We start from the raw sequence: 19202 nt of genomic DNA, 5'->3' as shown, positions 1-19202 counted from the left end.
GATTCTCCGCCTTCTTTTTACGAATTCCCCTAGTGTCAGACTTAGCTATTGATTAGGTCTGAAGTTCTCCTATTGCTTTATCAGTACTCCTTTGTGTGCCTTATTCCCATCTTTTCATTGACAAGAGTATGAAAAAACCTATCATTTCCGCTCAGCAGATTCTGGGTTTGTTATTACTGAGTTATGCTTTATCGGGCACACCGCCAGCCGAAGCCGCTCCTCTCCATCAGCCCCTACTCATCTCATCAAAAGACCTAGTGATTCAGGGGAAAGTAACTGCTCAAAGCGATGGTACACCTCTACCTGGCGTGTCGGTCGCCATTAAGGGAACCACCGTCGGCACTACGACCGACGCCAACGGAAATTATCAGCTTCACATAGCTGATGCAAAAGCGACATTAGTTTTTTCTTTTGTTGGCTTTATTTCACAGGAAGTAATCGTAGGTACTCGAACTCGCGTGGATATCCATCTGGAATCGCAGACCAGCCAGTTGAATGAAGTGGTTGTTGTGGGGTATGGTACCCAGCAGAAACGGGATTTAACGGGCTCGATCGCAACGGTTTCGGGTAAAGACCTTGCCGCTGCTCCTGTGCAGAGTTTTGATCAGGCCCTACAGGGAAGAGCCGCTGGAGTTAACATTTCAACCCCCGGCGGAGCTCTGAACGCTACACCCGTCATTCGTATTCGCGGGATTAACTCAATTAACCTGAGTTCCTTCCCGCTGGTTGTGGTAGATGGCGTACCTACGTATACGGATAATATCTCTACCAATTCGGCTTCCAATAACCCATTATCTAATATTAATCCGGCTGATATTGAGAGCGTTGAGGTATTAAAAGATGCTTCGGCCACTGCTATTTACGGTTCACGGGCCAGTGCCGGGGTCATTCTGATTACCACTAAACAGGGCAAAAAGGGTAATGTAAAAGTAAGTCTGGATTCCTGGGTAAGCTGGTCGAACCCCTACCGACTTAACAAAATCCAAATGCTGGGGGCAGAAGATTTTGTTACCCTGAAAAATGAAGCCCTTGCCAATGCCGGACAAACGCCCGGTTACGCTTTAAATTATGACGCCAACGGCAACTTAATTGATACCGACTATAAAAAACTATTTTACCAGAATAATGGATTTTCGCAGTCGCACGCTTTGAGTTTTTCAGGCGGTTCGGAGCGAACTAATTATTACGTTTCACTGGGATATACCGATCAGGCGGGGATTGTGAAGCATAACGAATTTGATCGTAAAAATGCTCGTGTTAAAATCGACCATAAGCTTTTCAAAACCTTTACGATTGGAGCTAATTTTGCTATCAGTAACACCAGCACCCTTTCCGTCAATTCAGGTTCAGTAAGTGGGGAAGTCTATTCCTACACCAACGGTCCGCGTTTAGCCTTAAGCCCTGACCCTAACCTGAGTCCATACAATAGCGATGGCTCGTATAATATCGGTTCTGGTGGTTTGATCGGTCAGATGAATAACCGTATTCCGTCCATCTGGTCCAATCTGGCGGCGGTGATGGATAATGATCGCTATCGTTCGTCGGGTGCCGCCACGCAGGGAAGTTTATACGCCAATTGGGAAATCATCAAAGGGCTGAACATCCGTACTCAATATGGGATTGATCGGTTGAGTGTAGTCGATGAATCGTATGAAAGTCCGCTTACTCCTCCCGGCGTATTTGTGGGTGGCAGTGCGACCAGCCGTTATCGCAATAACTACCGTTGGAACTGGCAGAATACGGCTCAATACGATTTTTCATTGGCTGGAAAGCATAATATTTCTTTGTTAATCGGCAATGAACAGCAACTTTCTACAGTGGACCGTTGGGGTTTAAACCGAACGAACCAGTCCGATCCACTTTTCAGGAGTGTCAAGGGGAACTTTGTAAATACAGTTCCGGTGAGCATGGCTCAAACGGAAAACTTCCTGTTATCCTATTTCGGACGTTTGAATTATGATTTCGGTAAAAAATATTTCGCTACTCTTAACTTCCGTCGGGACGGCTATTCAGCTTTTGCGAGTGGTAAAAAGTTTGGTAACTTCTACGGTGCTTCGCTGGGTTACTCCATCTCAGATGAAACTTTCTGGGCGAATTCAGCCATCAGTCGAATCGTAAGTTACCTGAAATTCCGGGGTAGCTACGGTCTGGTTGGGAATAATCAGGGCATTAATGACTATGCTTCGCTGCAATCCTACGCGGCTGGTTTACAGGGCGATTCCCCTACGCTTTATTACGATCAGGCGGGAAACCGAAGTCTGTCCTGGGAAACCAGCAAGAAAACTGATTTTGGATTTGCTTTTGGCTTACTCAATGATCGCATTACCGGAGAAATCGCCTATTACCAAAACGATGTGGATGGCCTGATTCTCAATGTTCCGCAGGCATCTTCCAAAGGGATCCCCTCCAATTCTCTGTTACTCAATATTGGCTCGATGCAAAATACCGGGCTGGAGTTCAGCGTACAGGCCCATGCCGTTCGTACGGATGAGTTCAGCTGGAAAATCAATGCGAATGTAACGACGCTGAAAAATAAGGTCATTAGCCTGAATGGCGATAACCAGCGGATAATCAACGGTGAAAACGTAATTGAAATTGGAAAATCGGTTTCCAGTCTCTGGGCCGTTACTACGCTGGGGGTTAATCCTGAAAATGGTCGCCGTTTATTCCAGAAAGCCGACGGAACCGTGGTTCAATACGATCATTCGGCCTCCGCATCCCAACGATGGACGACGCTGGAAGGCACGTCCGTATCTGCTGCAACGACGCTGGCGGACGGTAGAAATCAAGGCCCGGCTTTGCCAAATGGTACGGCGGATTTGATAACACGTTTACCTACAAAAACTTCGATCTGGGTTTATTCCTGCAATTCTCGGGAGGTAATAAGGTTCTGAACGGCACCAAACCTGGAACTCGTGATCAACGCGGCTATAACAACAGCACGGATCTCCTCGACCGCTGGACACCGACTAATAAGGATGGGAAATTACCACGGGCGGTTTACGGAGATAACATTTCCAACGGCGGAGCGGCTATCTCCATTTCCGAAAATATTGAAAAAGGCGATTTTGCTCGTCTGCGGAATGTTTCGCTGGGGTACAAACTCAATCCAAATGTTCTGAACCGCCTTCATGTATCGAGTGCCCGCGTGTACGCTCAGGTGCAGAATGCTCTGGTTTTTACGAAGTACAGCGGTTATGATCCCGAATCTACGGTGAATGGAAACAGCAATACGGGCCCCGGCGTGGACCGGAATGCATTGGGACAAACCCGTACAGTATCCCTCGGTATTACTATTGGCTTTTAACCCTTCCTAATTATGAATCACTTACTCAAACATACGTCCCGCGTACTAGGCCTTGGAATCGTACTTGCACTTTCTTCCTGCAACGAAGACAAACTAGAACCCACACCCACTACGTTTTTCACCGACATTGTCGTTTTCGATACACCTGCCCGCATTGCCCAGCAGGTGAACGGGTTATTCAGTTCTTCGTCCATTAAATCAGGAGCCTTTCTAGGAGGGCGTTATCACATTTATAGCGATATTCAGGGAGAAGAATTCCTGAATGTCAAGGCCAACCAGGGTACTGGTTTTAACGTGTGGAGCTTTACACAAAACGAATCGCAGACGGGTGGCATCTGGGACGCGGCTTATGCTTCTATTAATAAAGTTAACGTATTTTTAAAAGGTCTGGATGATAACGCCAGCAAATTCGTACCTCCTACGTTTCCGGCCAACTATGACCAGCAAGTGCTAAAATACAAAGCCGAAGCTCGGTTCGTGAGAGCGGTGGCTTATTTCTACGTACTGCAGTTTTATGCCCGGTCGTATGGGGCAACTTCTAATGGTTCCAGTCCGGGCTTGCCGCTTCGGCTTCAGGCTGAAACCAATGCAGCGAATAACGATCTGGCCCGGAGTACGGTGGCCGAAGTTTACGCTCAGATTATTGAGGATTTGAATTTCGCCGAGCAGAACCTTCCGTTAAATTATACCGATGAATTGACCAATGTCTCGCATCCGCATCGGAATTCGGCAATTGCGTTTAAAACGAAAGTTTATCTGGCTCAATCTAAATGGGATGACGTAATCCGGGAAGCTGACAAGATTGTTTCCGCTTCTGCTCCCTTTACGGCCACCACGGGCGTAAAGCATGCCTTGCAAGCCAATATTGCTTCGGTCTTTGCCGTACCGCAAACCACAACGGAAAGCATCTTCTCGCTCGTTTTCACCAATCAGGACAACCCAGGAACGCAGAATCAATTTGGCTTTTACTACCTACCGACAGGTAACAGGGAGTATTACCTGAACCCGGCAGGAATTCTGGGCGAAAGCACCTGGAAATCGACCGATGCCCGCCGCCAGTTTGTGGTTACTTCGGGCGGGCAGCAGTGGTTATCGAAATACTCGAGTCCGTCGCCTTATACCGACAAAGCTCCAATTATTCGCTACGCGGAAGTGCTATTGAACCTTGCTGAGGCACGAACCCGCTCGACCAATTCAGTAGATGCCCGAGCCGTTCAGTTGCTGAGTGCCGTGCGATCAAGGTCGGATGCTTCCACGCAGTGGACTACCGCCAGCTTTCCTAATGCCAGTGCTTTGCTGGAAACGATTCTAAAAGAACGCCGCATTGAGTTTTTAGGCGAAGGCTTACGCTCTATTGACATTTACCGGCAGAATCTAACGTTTCCAGCAAAAGGCACTGTACCGGCCATCGTACCGAGCGATCCTACCTATGTATGGCTCATTCCAGCCAGTGAGTTAACCGCTAATAAGCTAATGACCCGTAATTAATCACAGGCAGCAGGCATCTAGCTTGAATAAATGCCTGCTGCCTAATCTAACCTCAATTCTCAATCTACTGATTGACAAATGATTAATAGGTTTGGCTAAAAAAATAAACGTTATTAGTCTATAAAATCTATAGATTTATTTGGATAATGTATTTTCACGTATATATCTTTGCAGAGTCTTCAATTACTTCCCTGCAAAAGTAGTTACGGCTTATAAAGAAAGGTGGAGAGACAGGCTCTTTGAATCCTTAGCAACTTTCCTGAACGGAATCAGTGCTAACCTGCCTAACATTTTTAGGAACTATAAACCCAACAACCAACCATGAACGCTAAGCTATTCGCCTGCAATGCTCGCTGCTGCACCTGCTGCTGCTGAGATCCGTCCAACCTCAACTAATCACGAAAGTCATTTGCATCTGCCTGCCTGCACTGGTGTATATGCTTTCTTTCTCTGCACGCGTTTCAACGCGAGTGCATTTCCTAACTATTTCTAACACATCTATTTATGAAAATGAAAGCCATTTCATTCCTGAAAGGCACGGCCCTTACTTTGTCCGTACTCAGTGGTTTTTCTTCGCAGGCTCAGCAAACTCAATTCCCGAAAGAAGGCGTTTGGCGGGGCGTTTTCACCATTAACGAACAGAAGGTTCCCTTTAATTTTGAAGTAAAGGGTAATAAAGCCGAAGACGCTACTTTCACCCTCATCAATGGCACCCGTCAGGATCACTTCCACGTCAAACAAACGGCTTCTGATTCTTTATTTATTAAAATGAATACGTACGATGCCGCACTGGTAGCTAAGGTTCACCCCGACGGCCACCTCACGGGTGAATACCGTAGTCTGGTGCCCAGCTTCCGGGGTAACTCGCTGCCTTTTACGGCGGAATACGGTAAGTCTTACCGATTCGTTGAACCCGGTAAAGACATTGCACCAGCGGCTAACCTGAGCGGGAAATGGGAAATCAAACTCATTAGTAAAGAACCGGTTGCGAATCAGGTCGCTTTACTCGAACAAAAGGGGAATAAACTGACGGGCGTGATCATGACGGTCGTGGGTGATTCCCGTGAACTGGAGGGGACTGTTCAGGGAAATGAATTTGTTCTTTCGGGCTTCACCGGGCCTAATCCCGTATTGATCAAAGGAAAAATCAACGAGGACAAAACCTTATCCGCCGAAATTGATCGTGGGTTATACGTTACTCAAAAGCTGGAGTGGACGAAAAACAAAAAGGCCGAACTTCCGGATCCCTATGCTCTGACTCAACTGAAGGAAGGTCGGAATAAATTAGATTTCACTTTCCCCGATCTGAATGGAAAAACCGTAAAACTGAGCGATGCCAAATACAAAGGCAAAGTGGTCATCGTGGAAATCATTGGGACTTGGTGCCCCAATTGCACGGATCAGACGGCTTTTCTTTCCCCCTGGTATAAGGCCAATAAACATCGCGGTGTAGAAGCCATCGCGGTTGGTTTTGAACAGAAAGATGATCTGGAATACGCCAAGTACACGCTGGGTAAACTGAAAGAGAAATACGGTATTGAATACGACATTCTCTTCGGTGGTATTGCGGATAAAAAACTGGCTTCCGAGAAATTCGCGGCCCTCAATAAAATGATGGCGTTCCCAACAACGATCATCATTGGTCGGGATGGAACCGTGAAGCAAATCCACACGGGTTATACCGGGGAAGTAACGGGGAAATACTACAAAAACTACGTGAAGAAGTGGAATAAAGACCTGGACAAATACATTGCTGAAGAAGCTCCGGCCAGCAGCGATGTGGCCGCACGATAATCGTTCGATCGTCAAAGTTGATTTGCCATGTATTCGAGTATCGGGTAGTTTACCCGATACTCCTTAAAAAACCATAATTCGCTACTAATCAACTACATTTACAAAAACCTAAACAAAACTTGTCATGAAAAAAGTACTCGCTCTCCTCGCCCTTGCGTCATTCGCATTTACAAAGCCTCAGGCTACGGTTACTTACAAAGTAGATACCCAGAAAAGCACTATCGTGTGGAAAGGTAAAAAAGTGACCGGTGAACACTATGGCAACGTTACCCTTACCAGCGGCACCCTAATTGCTGATAATGGTAAGTTGAAAGGCGGTTCGTTTGAAAGCGATCTTCGCACGCTGACGGTTACAGATTTAAAAGATCAGGAATACAACCAGAAGCTAGTCAATCACCTCAAAGGGGATGATTTCTTCGCGGTTGACAAACACCCTAAATCAACCTTTGTGATTACGTCGGTAACCCCACAGGCAGCGGGTCAGGTGCAGGTCAAAGGGAAGTTAACCATCAAGGGCATTACGCAGGAAGTAAGCTTTCCTGCCACGGTAAAGGCTGATAAAAACCAGTTAACGGCATCAGCTAAAATTCCGGTAGATCGTACCAAATACGATATCAAATTCCGTTCGACTAATTTCTTCGAAAATCTGGGTGACAAAGCCATCCACAATGACTTTGAACTGGATGTAAACTTAGTGGCTAACGCGGGCGGCACGGCTTCGGCGAGTCGATAATCTTTCCTTGTTTATGAGAAAAATTTTTACTAGGCTAGTCGTTTTACTAGCCAGTGTGACCTCGCTATGGGCTCAGGAAAGCGTTCAGCAACTCGAATGGGATTATTCGCTATCGAAGACCGCTCTCCAGCCCGGTGACGAAGTAGAGCTCATCGTGAGAGCCAAAGTTGAAAAAGGATGGTCTTTGTACTCTTCTGATTTTAAGGCAGATATAGGTCCTCAGCCCACTCATTTCGAGTTCGTATCTAATGGCACGTATTCAGTGCTAGGTCCGGTCGTTCCCATTTCGCCCCAAACGAAGCAAGACAAAACCTGGGAAATGAATGTCTCTTACTTCACGAAACAGGCCGAATTTCGCCAGAAGGTCAGAATCGATAAACTGGATTATTTTTTCACAGGCTACATCACTGGTCAGGTTTGTCACGATAAAAAAGGCTTATGCGTTCCTTTCCGACAAGCGTTTAATTTTGATCCCCGAAATGCCCAATGAAAGTCTTTTTCCTCGCTCTGGGGGGGATTCTATTACTCTTTCTGAACTTCAGGTTTATTACTTCAGAAGAACCCCTAAGCAAAGTAGAACTGGGCAAAAAGCTCTTTTTTGACCCTATTCTTTCCGAAGATCGCACCATTAGCTGTGCTTCCTGTCACAAACCCGAATTTGCCTTTGCGGATACGATGTCCTTCAGTCTGGGTGTGCGAAATACCCCCGGTGAACGTAATACGCCTTCGGCGATGAATCTGGCAGGTCGGTTGCAACTCTTTTGGGATGGGAGGTCATCGTCTCTAGAAATGCAGGCTCTGGAGCCGATTGCGAACCCAACCGAAATGAACTTGCCCATCGCCGAAGCTGTATCCCGCCTTAATGGCGACAAGTTTTACGCAAAGGCTTTTCGTAAACTTTATAAATCAGACGTTACGGCTACTCAACTGGCAGAGGTAATTGCGGCCTATGAGCGAACGCTGGAAACCAGTAATACGCCCTATGACCGGTATATCAATGGGGACGATGCGGCCATGTCGGCTTCGGCCATTCGTGGCAGAAATCTGTTCATTGGTAAAGCCAATTGTGCCAATTGCCACTCAGGAGAAGATTTCACGGCAGATCGGTTCAAGAACATTGGTTTATTCGATGGAAAGGATTTGCTGGATCAGGGGCGGTTCAGGATTGTAAAAGACAGTACTTACCTGGGTCACTTTAAAGTTCCGGGCTTGCGTAACGTGGCCTTAACGGCTCCGTATATGCATAACGGTATGTTCAAGACACTGCGGGAAGTCATTAATTATTACAACCATCCCGACCAGTTTGTCAAGAATGGTTTCAACCGGGACCCCTCTCTTAGTACCCCCCTGAATTTAAGCGAAGGTGACATTACTGATCTGGAGGCGTTTCTGCATGCGTTGACCGACGATCAGTTCACTAAAAAGTAAATCAATGAACCCGAGCTTCCCCTGCTCGGGTTTCTTTCAACTCATTTATTCTACTAATTCTATAGATTTAGTAAATTAATATATGAAACACTATCTTTACCTGACTTTCTTACTGATTATCAGTTTAACTACGAAGGCACAGCAACGAATTATCAGTGGTAATGTAAGCTCTTCCGCCGACAGCGGTCCCATTCCGGGAGCTTCTGTTTACATCAAAGATACCACACATGGCAGCTCAACCGATGTCCAGGGTAACTTCAGGCTTACGTTCAATAAAGGGACTACCCTTATTATTTCTGCCATCGGTTACCAGACGCAGGAAGTGGCTCTGAATGAGTCGAATCAATACGTCATCCGGCTGGAATCTTTGGCGAATCAATTGGGTGAAATTGAAGTAGTAGGCTCCCGAAACGCCAGTCGTACCCGAACAGATTCTCCCGTTCCCGTCGATGTAATTGATCTGAAACCCTTGAAAGAATCGGCTCCCCAAGTGAGTATTACCCAACTTCTGCAATACGTTTCGCCTTCCTTTCACTCGGTCAATGGCAGTAATGCCGGGGATGCGGGTTCGGCCCTGAATCTTTCGCAGCTACGGGGTTTAGGCGTAGATCAGGTCTTAGTACTGGTGAACGGCAAACGTCGCCATAAAAGCTCTAATGTTAACTGGGGTGGATTGGGCAACGGAGCTACGGGTTATGACCTGAACTCTATTCCAACGGGTTCGATTGAACGCGTGGAAATACTCCGGGACGGAGCCGCTGCTCAATACGGCTCAGACGCGATTGCCGGGGTTATTAACATCGTTTTGCGGAAAAGCACCGACGAACTAACGGCAACCTCAACCGTCAGCACGCGGCGTCGCGGCGATGGAACTACGACGCGAACCAGTGCCAATTATGGATTTTCGCTGGGTAACAAAGGCGGTTTTTTCAATGCAACGGCTGAATTTGCCACGCAAGGAATTTCCCTGACTCCCGGCAAAGACGATTCGGGTTTGTACAACGGCCCGATTTACGGCGGAGGAGCCAATACCCGGGCTTACGATGCCATTTATACCAAAGAAATTGATGAGGCTATCCTCGCCAAGCGAGGCATTGATCGGCACTTTTTTGATCAACGCGGTGGCGGTTCTAACAAAGCCAAAGACGCGTTACTCTTTTTCAACGCGGCCATTCCCCTGAAAGAAGAAGCGGAAATCTATGCTTTTGGCGGAATCAGTCACCGCAACTCACAGTTTACGGCAGTCTATCGTCTGCCCGGCTGGAGTGAGCGAACCAACTCGTTTTTATACCCCGACGGTTTTCTACCCGCGATGGAAAACATCATCACCGATAAGTCTCTGACGCTGGGCATTAAAGGAAAAGTACACGGGTGGAATGTTGATTTTTCGAATGTTTATGGGAAGAATGATTTCGGTAACGTCATCACCAATTCCATCAATGCTAGTCTGGGTTTGAAAAGCCCAACTACGTTTGACGCAGGAAAGTATAACGCCAGTCAAAACACGGCCAGCCTTGATTTCAGTCGTTACTTTGATCGGGTGTTGAAAGGATTGAACGTTGCCCTGGGTGCCCAGTACCGGGTGGAAACCTATCAGATCATTGCGGGAGAGGAAGCATCCTACAGCAAAGCCGATTTACGCACGATTTATGACATTGATACCACGACGGCAGGTATTCCTTACCTGAATAATGCAGGCAGCATTGGTCTAAACGGTCTTTCGCCCGGCTCACAAATCCACGCCGGATTCCGTCCAGCCAACGAGGTCAATGTAAACCGGGCCATTTCAGCGGGTTACCTGGACCTAGAAGCAAACCTTACCCAGAACTGGTTACTGTCGGGGGCCTTTAGGGTAGAGAATTTTTCAGATTTTGGAAACGTAACCACCTATAAAGTAGCCACCCGTTACAAATTCAGCAACTGGTTAAGCATCCGGGCTTCGCATAACACCGGCTTCCGGGCCCCCGATCTGGCTCAGTTCTATTATACCGAAACGTCCACGAGTTTCCAGCAGGGCCGGGCTATTGATCAGGTAACGGCTTCCAACAAAAGTGCCGCTACCCGGGCATTAGGGTTCCCTTCCCTAACGCCTGAAAAATCAAAAGGGTACACCTTCGGGTTTACTTCCCAACCCGTTCGGAATCTGGAGTTAACAGCGGATGCGTATCTGGTTGAGGTGAACAATCGGGTAGGCAATACGGGTAACTTCTCAGCAACCGATACCAATTTACCCCTGGAAGTACGTACCCTCTTCGTGCAAACGGGAACGACACAGGCCAAGTTTTTCTATAACTCCTTTAGTACCCGCACGAAGGGTATTGAGTTTACAGGAAGTTATAAAACACCCTTCCGCAGTGGTCAGTTAACGCTTCTGGTGGGAGGCAACTTTGTAAAGAATGAAGTAACCAATGTCCATACACCCAAAGGGTTGGAAGCCTATCGTTACATTATTTTTAACGAAGGCGAAAAGGCCCGGGTTACCTCCAACATTCCCGGTCAGAAAATTACACTTCAGGCTTTCTACCGTCAGGGACGTTTTAATTACCTGCTTCGCACGGTATATTTCGGATCGGTTACTACGGCTACAGCCCTGAATGCCACCTTCCCCCGACCTGATTATTTCTTCCAAAAACTCAATCCTATCTGGGTAACGGACGCTTCGGTAGGTTACCGCGTTTCTTCGGCCATTCAGGTAACGGCTGGTGTCAATAACCTCTTTAATCAGCTCGGCGATTATTCTCAGGTAGTCAGCCTGCGTAATCCGACGGTAGTTGGGATTCAAAACGGCAGTGCAGGGATTCAGCCCTTCGCCCGCCTTTCTGTCACTTTCTAAAAACAGCATCCATGAACAAGCTCTTCATAAAAGCAGGTCTGTTACTCACGTTCATTACAGGTTTGACTTCCTGCAACAAAACCGATTATCTTGATATTAACGCCTCCGAACGTCCTGCATTAGCGGCCTATGTTCGCTTTGTGAACGCCCGTACTACCGCCACGCCCGTTCAGTTCTGGACGTTTACCAATCAGATCACTTCCACTGCCTTAGCCCCCGGTAATGCATCTGCGTATCTGCCTACGGTTTTTGGAAACGTTCAGATTAACCTGACGGAAGGTTCGGGAACGAGTTACAAAGCGTCTCAACAGTTTGGAAACAGTGCCACTTTTAGCAGTTCTGGCGGGCCGAATGGTCCCATTGCGGATTTTTATCATACCGTTTTTGCCACTCGTAAAAACCGGACTTCTGGAGACACACTCATTCTCTTCTACGATAATCTGACTACTCCGGCTGCGGGCAAAGCCAAGTTTCGTTTCGTTAATCTTTCCCCCGATCAGGGAGCTGTGACGGTAACGGGTTCGGATGTTACTTTTACGAATGTGGCTTACGGAAGAGCGGCGAATTCAGCCCTGACCGGAGAAACGTCAAGTGCCTACACGCTCGGGCCCTTTGTAGAAGTAACTGCTGGAACGAAAACGCTTAACGTCAGTAATACGACGGGTGTTCTCCACTCAGCCTCCTACACGTTTCAGGACGGAAAAATTTACACCCTCTTTACTCAGGGTTCGCCGGGTGCCTTGAAAGTGGTTTCCCTCCTGCACAACTAACGATTCACTTCATCTATAGATTCGCGTTTAGCTTTAATCTTAACCGTCGGCTATCAGAGTCGGCGGTTTTATTTATTAACAATGATCGTCTTTAGAACTTCCTGAGCCTTTTTATTTTCTTCGGGTAAGCCAATGGTAATGCGAATCCAGGTCTCGTAGGGAGCAAAGGCCCGTCCAATTTTAATACCAGCTTTCGTGAAGGCCGCTTCCGTTTCAGTATATGGTTTTTTCGTATCCAGATACACAAAATTGGCCTGAGAATTCGTATGAGTTACCTTCCATTCATCAAGCCATTGATTCCACTTTTGACGTTCTTGCTGGATTTGTTGGGTTACTTTGGGTAAATAAGCTTCGTCCTCCAGCGAAGCCAGAGCCGCTACCACCGACAGGCGGTTTAAATCATGGACATTACCCAACCCCTGAGCTTTCAGGTAACTGGCTAATTCTTTAGTCATGACGGCATAACCGATCGATAAACCCGCCAGTCCATAGGCTTTAGCAAAGGTTCTGAAAACCATAACATTATTACCCTTTTTAAGATCAGCCACGGCGGTTCGGCCCTGAAAGCCACCCGTAAATTCCAGATACGCTTCATCCACTATAACCAAGGCTTTCTTACTGGTTTTCTCAATAAAATTATGGAAGGCCTTCGCGTCATTCACCGTTCCCGAGGGGTTATGCGGATTCACCAGAAAGATGGCTTGGGTTCGTTCATTTACCTGCTTACTCAGGGCAGGTAAATCGTTTTCTTTATTCGCATTCAGTGGCACCGAGATTACCTTTCCACCCACCCGGGCCGCCGCGTGAACCAACACGGGGTAACCCGGAACGGAGTAAATGAACTCGCTCCCAGCCCCGCCCTTTAATCCCAGGTAAATTCCCAGTTGATCCAGAATTTCACCCATCACAATCTGATCTGCCGAGACCCCTTCTCGTTGAGCGATGGCTTTTAGTAGTAACTCCCCTTCTTCACCCGTATACCGACTTAATCGATTTTTTTCCGCTTCCAGTCGCTGATAAACCGCAGGAGAAGGGCCATAGGGATTCTCATTCAGCGAAAGAGGAATAACCTGAGCTTCCATTCGCGTGATCAGGCTCAAGATCAGGAAAACAATCGCGTAAACGTGTCTTTTTTTCATCGCTGTCAAAATTCACTAGTCTTTATTTTCAATGTATTTAAGGAAACCATCTGAGCTTATCAGAAATTTAGTGATGGCCACAACTTAATATAACGATTTCATATATACGTTATATTAAATCTGAGACTAATTCATCTGAATTTTCGATGATAAGTTATTAGAAACCCAAGGCATTCCAATAAGATTTCTAATGATAATCCTCAACTGATAATCCTCAACCCAACCATCGTATTCAGAGGCTTTTATAACGTATTCAGAGGCTTTTATAACATTGTAAAGATGAAACGCAGTGTTGCAAATTACTAATATAGCCTATAGATTTTATAGATTATTTTCATTTCTGTGGAATAATAACAAGATTTGCAGTCTGTAAAAGACATCCATTTTGCTTTTCTCTCTGGGTCGATTTGTCATTCTTGAAAGTAGTTCAGGCAGGAATTTGCTCGTATGGTTTCATCATTAATTGAGTACCTGGACTGCTTAAAACTAGTCTATTGTTAGCCTCACTCTATCGAAATGAAGCGTACCTTTTTATACTTCTTCACTGCCCTTTGGGGGATCAGCCTGGGGCAGGCTCAAACGCCGCAGCGACCCAACATCGTCTTCATTTTCTCGGATGACCACGCGTATCAGGCCATTAGTGCTTATGGCAGCAAGCTGGCTCAAACGCCTAACATTGACCGCATTGCCCGCGAAGGAGCTTTGCTTCAGAACAATGTGGTGACTAACTCCATTTGTGGCCCCAGCCGGGCTACTTTGCTGACAGGGAAGTACAGTCATAAAAATGGCTATACCGTCAACGAACGCAAGTTTGATATTAACCAGCCCGTTTTCCCGGAATCCTTACAAAAAAACGGTTATCAAACCGCGTGGATTGGAAAAATGCACCTGGGAAGCCTCCCCAATGGCTTCGACTACATCGACGTTTTACCCGGTCAGGGTCATTATTACAGTCCGGATTTTATCAACGGAAAACGGGATACCGTTCGGCATGAAGGGAAGTATGTCAGTAACGTAATCACTGAGCTTTCGCTGAACTGGTTAGAAAAACGAGATCAGTCTAAACCCTTTTTTCTGGTGGTAGGTCATAAGGCCACCCACCGCGAATGGTTACCCGATATTCAGGATTTAGGAGCGTACGACGGCGTTACTTTCCCCCTACCCGCCAATTTTTACGATGCCTATCAAAACCGGGAAGCGGCGGAAAAGCAGGACATGACCATCGAAAAAACGATGCGATTGAAGGAAGATTTAAAGGTACATCTGGACTACGAAGCCCAAAGGCTCTATGGGGAGTATAAACGCTTTACCCCCGAGCAGAAGAAAGCGTTCCGGGATTATTACGAAGGCAAAGTCAGTAAAGAATTTGATGAGAAAAAGTTAAGCGGCAAAGCCCTGACCGAGTGGAAATACCAGCGTTACCTGAAAGATTACCTCGCTACCGCCAAGTCGCTGGACCGTAACATTGGTCAATTGCTCGATTACCTCGATCAGTCGGGACTGTCGAAAAATACGGTAGTGGTGTATGCTTCCGATCAGGGGTTTTACATGGGCGAACACGGCTGGTTTGACAAGCGATTCATCTACGAAGAATCCCTGAAAACGCCCTTTGTGATTCGCTATCCGGGCGTAATTAAACCCGGAATCAAGGTGGCTCCGCTGGTTTCCAACATTGACTGGGCTCCGACCATTTTGGACATTACCGGCACAAAAATTCCGCCGGAAATTCAGGGAAAATCTTTTTTACCGCTTTTGAAAGAACAAAAACCTGCCGACTGGCGGAAAGCGGCTTATTACCATTATTACGAATTCCCGGAGCCTCACCACGTCTATCCGCACTTCGGCGTTCGTACGGATCGTTATACGTTGGTACATTTTTACGGCGAGATTGAACGCTGGGAACTCTATGATTTGCAGAAAGATCCTCACCAGCTAAAAAATTTGTACGGCGAGAAGAGCACTGAAAAAATCACGACTGAACTGAAAAGTCAGCTAAAGCAACTGATGATTGACTACGATGATCAGGAAGCTCTACGCTTGCTGAATAAATTAGTTAATTAATTTTGAGGAATGTAGCGGTGCCTTTTAGTTACTGCCTTCTCTAAACTAAACTCATTCGTGCATGTTTCGAATTTCATGGTTACTGGGTCTGATTCTGTTAAACTCCTGCCAGGATCGAAAACAACCCGCAACCAACCAAGCTACCATTCCGGTATGTGAAACAGGGGAAGCCATTCCCAGCCGAGTCGCTTACATTAAAACGAATTCCAGCCGTACGAAAGTAAAGCCCGGTTCCACCCAGGGAATGGTTCGCATTCCCGGCGGTGATTTCACCATGGGGTCCAACGAATTCGAAGATACCCAACCCTTACACGCCGTTCACGTAGATGCCTTCTGGATGGACGAACACGAGGTAACCAACGCGGAATTTGCGGCCTTTGTAAAAGCAACGCATTACGTAACGGTTGCCGAGCGTCCTCTAAATCCCGCAGATTTTCCAGGTGTTCCGGCGGCTGACCTCGTTCCAGGTTCGGCGGTCTTTACCCCTCCTACGCAGCCGGTTTCGCTGGAGAATCCGCTTCGCTGGTGGAGCTACGTGCCGGGAGCGAACTGGAAACACCCTAAAGGTCCCCATAGCATTTATAAGCCGAACGATCCCGTTATCCACGTGTCCTACGAAGATGCCGCCGCGTATGCTCAATGGGCCGGTAAGCGGCTCCCTACCGAAGCCGAATGGGAGTTTGCCGCTCGGGGCGGAAAGGCACAAGCCACCGTTTATTACTGGGGTAATGATCTCAAGCCGAAAGGGCAATGGGTAGCCAATATCCATCAGGGCCACTTCCCGGACCATAACGCTCAGGAAGATGGCTTTGCCGAATTAGCTCCCGTGAAAACCTATCCGGCCAATGCGTATGGATTGTATGACATGGAAGGCAATGTCTGGGAATGGTGCTCGGATTTTTATCGTCCTGATTACTACGCACAAAGTAGCAAAGATAACCCTAAAGGCCCTCAGGATAGTTACGATCCACAGGAGCCAGGAGCGGTAAAACGGGTGCAACGCGGTGGTTCGTTCTTATGCAGCGATCAGTATTGCATTCGCTACAAGTCCGGCAGTCGCGGAAAAGGCGAAGTAAGCAGCGGCAGTAATAACCTGGGATTTCGCTGCGTAAAAAGTTTATAAACGAAAAGCCTTTACTGCCTAAAGGCTTTTTCATTAGCTTAGAAATCGTGAAGTCCGACCGGCAGAATAATTAATTTTTACCAGTATGATTGTTCCCCGGCCGGGTTTGGAATCTATTTCCATTTTGCCATTCATAATAGCAACCCTTCTTTTCATGCTTTGAAGCCCCATCCCCCGCTTTTTTACCAGTGACGGCTCAAATCCCCTGCCATCATCTTCAATAATCAGGTTAATCTGCTTTTTATACCAGGTAAGCTGTATCGTAACTTCCTTGGCCTCTGCGTGTTTGAAAATATTATTAATCGTTTCCTGAATGATGCTGTACAAGGTCACTTCCATTACCGTTTCGAGACGGTCTTTTTCGAAGCCTTCGGAATGAATGGTAAATTTGGGCGATTCGATCTGACCATACATTTCGGTAATCATTTCCAATAGGCCTAATTGCAGCAGAGCCGCTGGGTAAATATTGTGAGCAATATTTCTGCATTCCTCCGAGGCCAGTAAAAGCATTTGATCTGTTTGATCAAAAACGTCTTTCATATTCTCCGAAGACATTTTTTTCAACAGCCCGACATTCAGTCGAATGGCAGAAAGTAACGCCCCCATTTTATCGTGAAGATCGCGGGCCATGCGTTCCCGTTCTTCGTGACGAGTCTGCATTTCAACGCGATACTGGGTCTCCTTCACTCGCAATAATTGCAGCTGATCCAGGTAAAAACGATACGCAATGCCAAGCGTTAGTAAGAACATTTCCCAGAGGGTTCCCATGTAATAAGCATTGAATAACTGACTGGAGGCAATCTGATGCCAGTTTGAAAGTGATTCTATAAAACCAATGACAATTACAGGAACTGTGGCAAAAGCAAAAAGCCACGCAGGTTTATATTTTCTCCTGAAGGATTTAACCGCAAATAGTAAGGTAACTAAAAACAGTCCATCTAAAAAGGGATAAAACACGGCCCTTAATTCAAATAACCGTAGATCTGCGATATAGGTTGTAATCAATAGAATCAGAAGAATAGCGATCAGCACATAGCCTATTTTCAACCAAAACTGGTCGGAGGGTTTATTTATTTTTAGAAATTCTTTTGTGAAGAAGAAATAACAAATAGCAATAGAAACTACTAAAATCCCGAACACATCTTTATTGTAGACTATTTCAGGAATTGCTGAGGTCCAGTAATAATAATATTCATTCTGCATAAGCATGACCATCAAAGATGTACTTACGCAGGCACTGTATAAGAAATAAAGTCTACTTCGAAACAACAGCATCAGGGCAATTCCAAAACATAACATTAACATCATTCCCCCTACATACAAGTGCTGATATAAGGTTTGTTTGGAAATAAACTCCTGCCCTACCGTTTTTTCAAATAAATAAAATGGACTCAAGGAAAGCTTATAGTTATTTTCTTTAACTCTTAGAAACAAACGATTCGTTTTACCGGGCTCTAGGGTGAAGGTATAAATAAGAAAATTCGTTGGGTAAATTCGTTTACAGAGGGGTTGTACGGTGCCTATTTGAGGAAGGAATTGAAGGCGACTTCCCTGAATATAGCCTTCAAGAAAGTCAATCCCTTTCGTAACAAACATTAAAGTAATGGGATGTGAACCTGTATTTTTCAGAAAACTTTGAAAATAAACTGGTTCTTTACGGCTACCCATGTTTTCACCCGGTATTTTTTTCCATGATCCCCCTAAGGAATCTTCAGAAAAAAACGTAACTGGTATTAAGTCAGCGTTGGTAAATTTATTAGAAACAAGTAAGGTATCCTGTGCATAAGAAACAGCTATCAATTTACATATAAAGAAAAGAAGCAATAAGTATTGTTTTTTCATAATATACCCTGTCGGTGTGCTTTATTCACCAATTCTGCCGCATTTTTTGCACTAAATTTTCTTAATAAATGTGATCTAAATTCACTGACAGTAAATTTTTTAAGTCCTATTTCATCGGCAATGTCCATATCGGTTAACCCTTGAGCAATGAATGTTAGTACTTCCTTTTCACGCCGGGTTAACTGTACCGTTTCAGTAATCTTAGTTTCATTTCTGAGATCTTTTCTGTGAAGTATCTCTTCAACCTGATTTTGCAAATACTTGGTGCCGGAATGCACTTGCTGGATAGCTTTTAATAACTCTGTCAATGAGGTATTTTTAAGCAAATAGCCCATCGCTCCAAGTTGAATGGATTTTTTAATGAGGCTATAGTCATTATAACTGGATAGAACAATACTTTTAACGTGTGGCATATGCTCCTGAAGATATTCCAGAATCTGAAAGCCGCGATCTACATTCGGTGTTAACTTGCCATGTTCTGGAATACTCAAATCCAGTAAAACAATATCTACTTTGAGTAAGGATAAGGCTCGTAACGCTTCTACTTTATTTGTACAAATACCTACTACGTTAAATTGGCTCTGTTCAGAGAATAACCTTTGAAAAGATTCAGCTAATATATGCTGATCTTCCACAATTAATAATTGAATAATGGGATAATTGTTCATAGATGTTCACAAATGA

General features: G+C 45.8%; 14 protein-coding genes and 1 riboswitch. Of the genes, 11 read left to right on the top strand and 3 right to left on the bottom strand.

The genetic code is table 11. The annotated features are described in order from the left end of the window. Positions 1-128: 128 nt before the first annotated feature. The 9 genes from BWI96_RS07965 (at position 129) to BWI96_RS07930 (ending at position 12353) form a co-directional block, all read left to right on the top strand. On the top strand, positions 129-2894 hold the full coding sequence (locus tag BWI96_RS07965; RefSeq protein ID WP_106636130.1) for a SusC/RagA family TonB-linked outer membrane protein: 2766 nt from the start codon (positions 129-131) through the stop codon (positions 2892-2894). Between the two features lie 254 nt (positions 2895-3148). Further along, positions 3149-3307, top strand: a complete 159-nt coding sequence (locus BWI96_RS21515) for a hypothetical protein (RefSeq protein ID WP_157830264.1) — start codon at positions 3149-3151, stop codon at positions 3305-3307. A 12-nt stretch (positions 3308-3319) separates the two neighbouring features. Next, a complete protein-coding gene (locus tag BWI96_RS07960) occupies positions 3320-4795 on the top strand; it encodes a RagB/SusD family nutrient uptake outer membrane protein (protein ID WP_106636129.1) in 1476 nt (491 codons plus the stop codon). Positions 4796-5002: 207 nt separating this feature from the next. After that, positions 5003-5104, top strand: a riboswitch (SAM riboswitch). A gap of 201 nt (positions 5105-5305) precedes the next feature. Next, a complete protein-coding gene (locus BWI96_RS07955) occupies positions 5306-6589 on the top strand; it encodes a peroxiredoxin (protein ID WP_106636169.1) in 1284 nt (427 codons plus the stop codon). Positions 6590-6713: 124 nt separating this feature from the next. Next, positions 6714-7322 (top strand): YceI family protein, encoded by a 609-nt coding sequence (locus tag BWI96_RS07950; protein WP_106636128.1) that lies wholly within the window; start codon positions 6714-6716, stop codon positions 7320-7322. Positions 7323-7335: 13 nt separating this feature from the next. Continuing rightward, positions 7336-7812: a protein-disulfide reductase DsbD domain-containing protein gene (locus BWI96_RS07945; protein ID WP_106636127.1), complete on the top strand. Its 477-nt coding sequence runs from the start codon at positions 7336-7338 to the stop codon at positions 7810-7812. Then, complete coding sequence (locus BWI96_RS07940; RefSeq protein WP_106636126.1) at positions 7809-8750, top strand: cytochrome-c peroxidase; 942 nt, start codon at positions 7809-7811, stop codon at positions 8748-8750. The genes BWI96_RS07945 and BWI96_RS07940 overlap by 4 nt, the downstream gene beginning before the upstream one ends. A gap of 82 nt (positions 8751-8832) precedes the next feature. Then, positions 8833-11583: a TonB-dependent receptor gene (locus BWI96_RS07935; RefSeq protein WP_106636125.1), complete on the top strand. Its 2751-nt coding sequence runs from the start codon at positions 8833-8835 to the stop codon at positions 11581-11583. 11 nt (positions 11584-11594) lie between these two features. Continuing rightward, positions 11595-12353 (top strand): DUF4397 domain-containing protein, encoded by a 759-nt coding sequence (locus BWI96_RS07930; RefSeq protein ID WP_106636124.1) that lies wholly within the window; start codon positions 11595-11597, stop codon positions 12351-12353. 68 nt (positions 12354-12421) lie between these two features. Here BWI96_RS07930 and BWI96_RS07925 read toward each other — a convergent pair whose 3' ends face one another. Further along, complete coding sequence (locus BWI96_RS07925) at positions 12422-13492, bottom strand: histidinol-phosphate transaminase (protein WP_198555184.1); 1071 nt, start codon at positions 13490-13492, stop codon at positions 12422-12424. A gap of 516 nt (positions 13493-14008) precedes the next feature. On the opposite strand from BWI96_RS07925, the gene BWI96_RS07920 reads away from it, so the two are divergent. After that, complete coding sequence (locus tag BWI96_RS07920) at positions 14009-15553, top strand: sulfatase (RefSeq protein WP_106636123.1); 1545 nt, start codon at positions 14009-14011, stop codon at positions 15551-15553. A 61-nt stretch (positions 15554-15614) separates the two neighbouring features. Continuing rightward, positions 15615-16676, top strand: coding sequence for a formylglycine-generating enzyme family protein (locus BWI96_RS07915; RefSeq protein WP_106636122.1), 1062 nt, complete (start codon positions 15615-15617; stop codon positions 16674-16676). Positions 16677-16709: 33 nt separating this feature from the next. Here BWI96_RS07915 and BWI96_RS07910 read toward each other — a convergent pair whose 3' ends face one another. Then, positions 16710-18272 carry a 7TM diverse intracellular signaling domain-containing protein gene (locus BWI96_RS07910; protein ID WP_198555183.1) on the bottom strand — a complete coding sequence of 521 codons (1563 nt, stop codon included), beginning with the start codon at positions 18270-18272 and terminating at the stop codon, positions 16710-16712. 242 nt (positions 18273-18514) lie between these two features. After that, entirely contained in the window at positions 18515-19186 is a 672-nt protein-coding gene (locus tag BWI96_RS07905; RefSeq protein WP_106636120.1) for a response regulator transcription factor, read from the bottom strand. Between the last annotated feature and the right edge of the window lie 16 nt (positions 19187-19202).

It is taken from the genome of Siphonobacter sp. SORGH_AS_0500, assembly GCF_002838835.1.
Classification (GTDB): domain Bacteria; phylum Bacteroidota; class Bacteroidia; order Cytophagales; family Spirosomataceae; genus Siphonobacter.
This window is presented reverse-complemented; position numbering and strand designations above follow the sequence as displayed.

Bases quoted from the DNA above. Each gene is read 5' to 3' on its own strand.
- BWI96_RS07955 (WP_106636169.1), top strand. From the start codon at position 5,306: ATGAAAGCCATTTCATTCCTGAAAGGCACGGCCCTTACTTTGTCCGTA.
- BWI96_RS07915 (WP_106636122.1), top strand. From the start codon at position 15,615: ATGTTTCGAATTTCATGGTTACTGGGTCTGATTCTGTTAAACTCCTGC.
- BWI96_RS07960 (WP_106636129.1), top strand. From the start codon at position 3,320: ATGAATCACTTACTCAAACATACGTCCCGCGTACTAGGCCTTGGAATC.
- BWI96_RS07920 (WP_106636123.1), top strand. From the start codon at position 14,009: ATGAAGCGTACCTTTTTATACTTCTTCACTGCCCTTTGGGGGATCAGC.
- BWI96_RS07925 (WP_198555184.1), bottom strand. From the start codon at position 13,492: ATGAAAAAAAGACACGTTTACGCGATTGTTTTCCTGATCTTGAGCCTG.
- BWI96_RS07950 (WP_106636128.1), top strand. From the start codon at position 6,714: ATGAAAAAAGTACTCGCTCTCCTCGCCCTTGCGTCATTCGCATTTACA.
- BWI96_RS07965 (WP_106636130.1), top strand. From the start codon at position 129: ATGAAAAAACCTATCATTTCCGCTCAGCAGATTCTGGGTTTGTTATTA.
- BWI96_RS07910 (WP_198555183.1), bottom strand. From the start codon at position 18,272: ATGTTTGTTACGAAAGGGATTGACTTTCTTGAAGGCTATATTCAGGGA.
- BWI96_RS07935 (WP_106636125.1), top strand. From the start codon at position 8,833: ATGAAACACTATCTTTACCTGACTTTCTTACTGATTATCAGTTTAACT.
- BWI96_RS07945 (WP_106636127.1), top strand. From the start codon at position 7,336: ATGAGAAAAATTTTTACTAGGCTAGTCGTTTTACTAGCCAGTGTGACC.
- BWI96_RS07930 (WP_106636124.1), top strand. From the start codon at position 11,595: ATGAACAAGCTCTTCATAAAAGCAGGTCTGTTACTCACGTTCATTACA.
- BWI96_RS07905 (WP_106636120.1), bottom strand. From the start codon at position 19,186: ATGAACAATTATCCCATTATTCAATTATTAATTGTGGAAGATCAGCAT.
- BWI96_RS07940 (WP_106636126.1), top strand. From the start codon at position 7,809: ATGAAAGTCTTTTTCCTCGCTCTGGGGGGGATTCTATTACTCTTTCTG.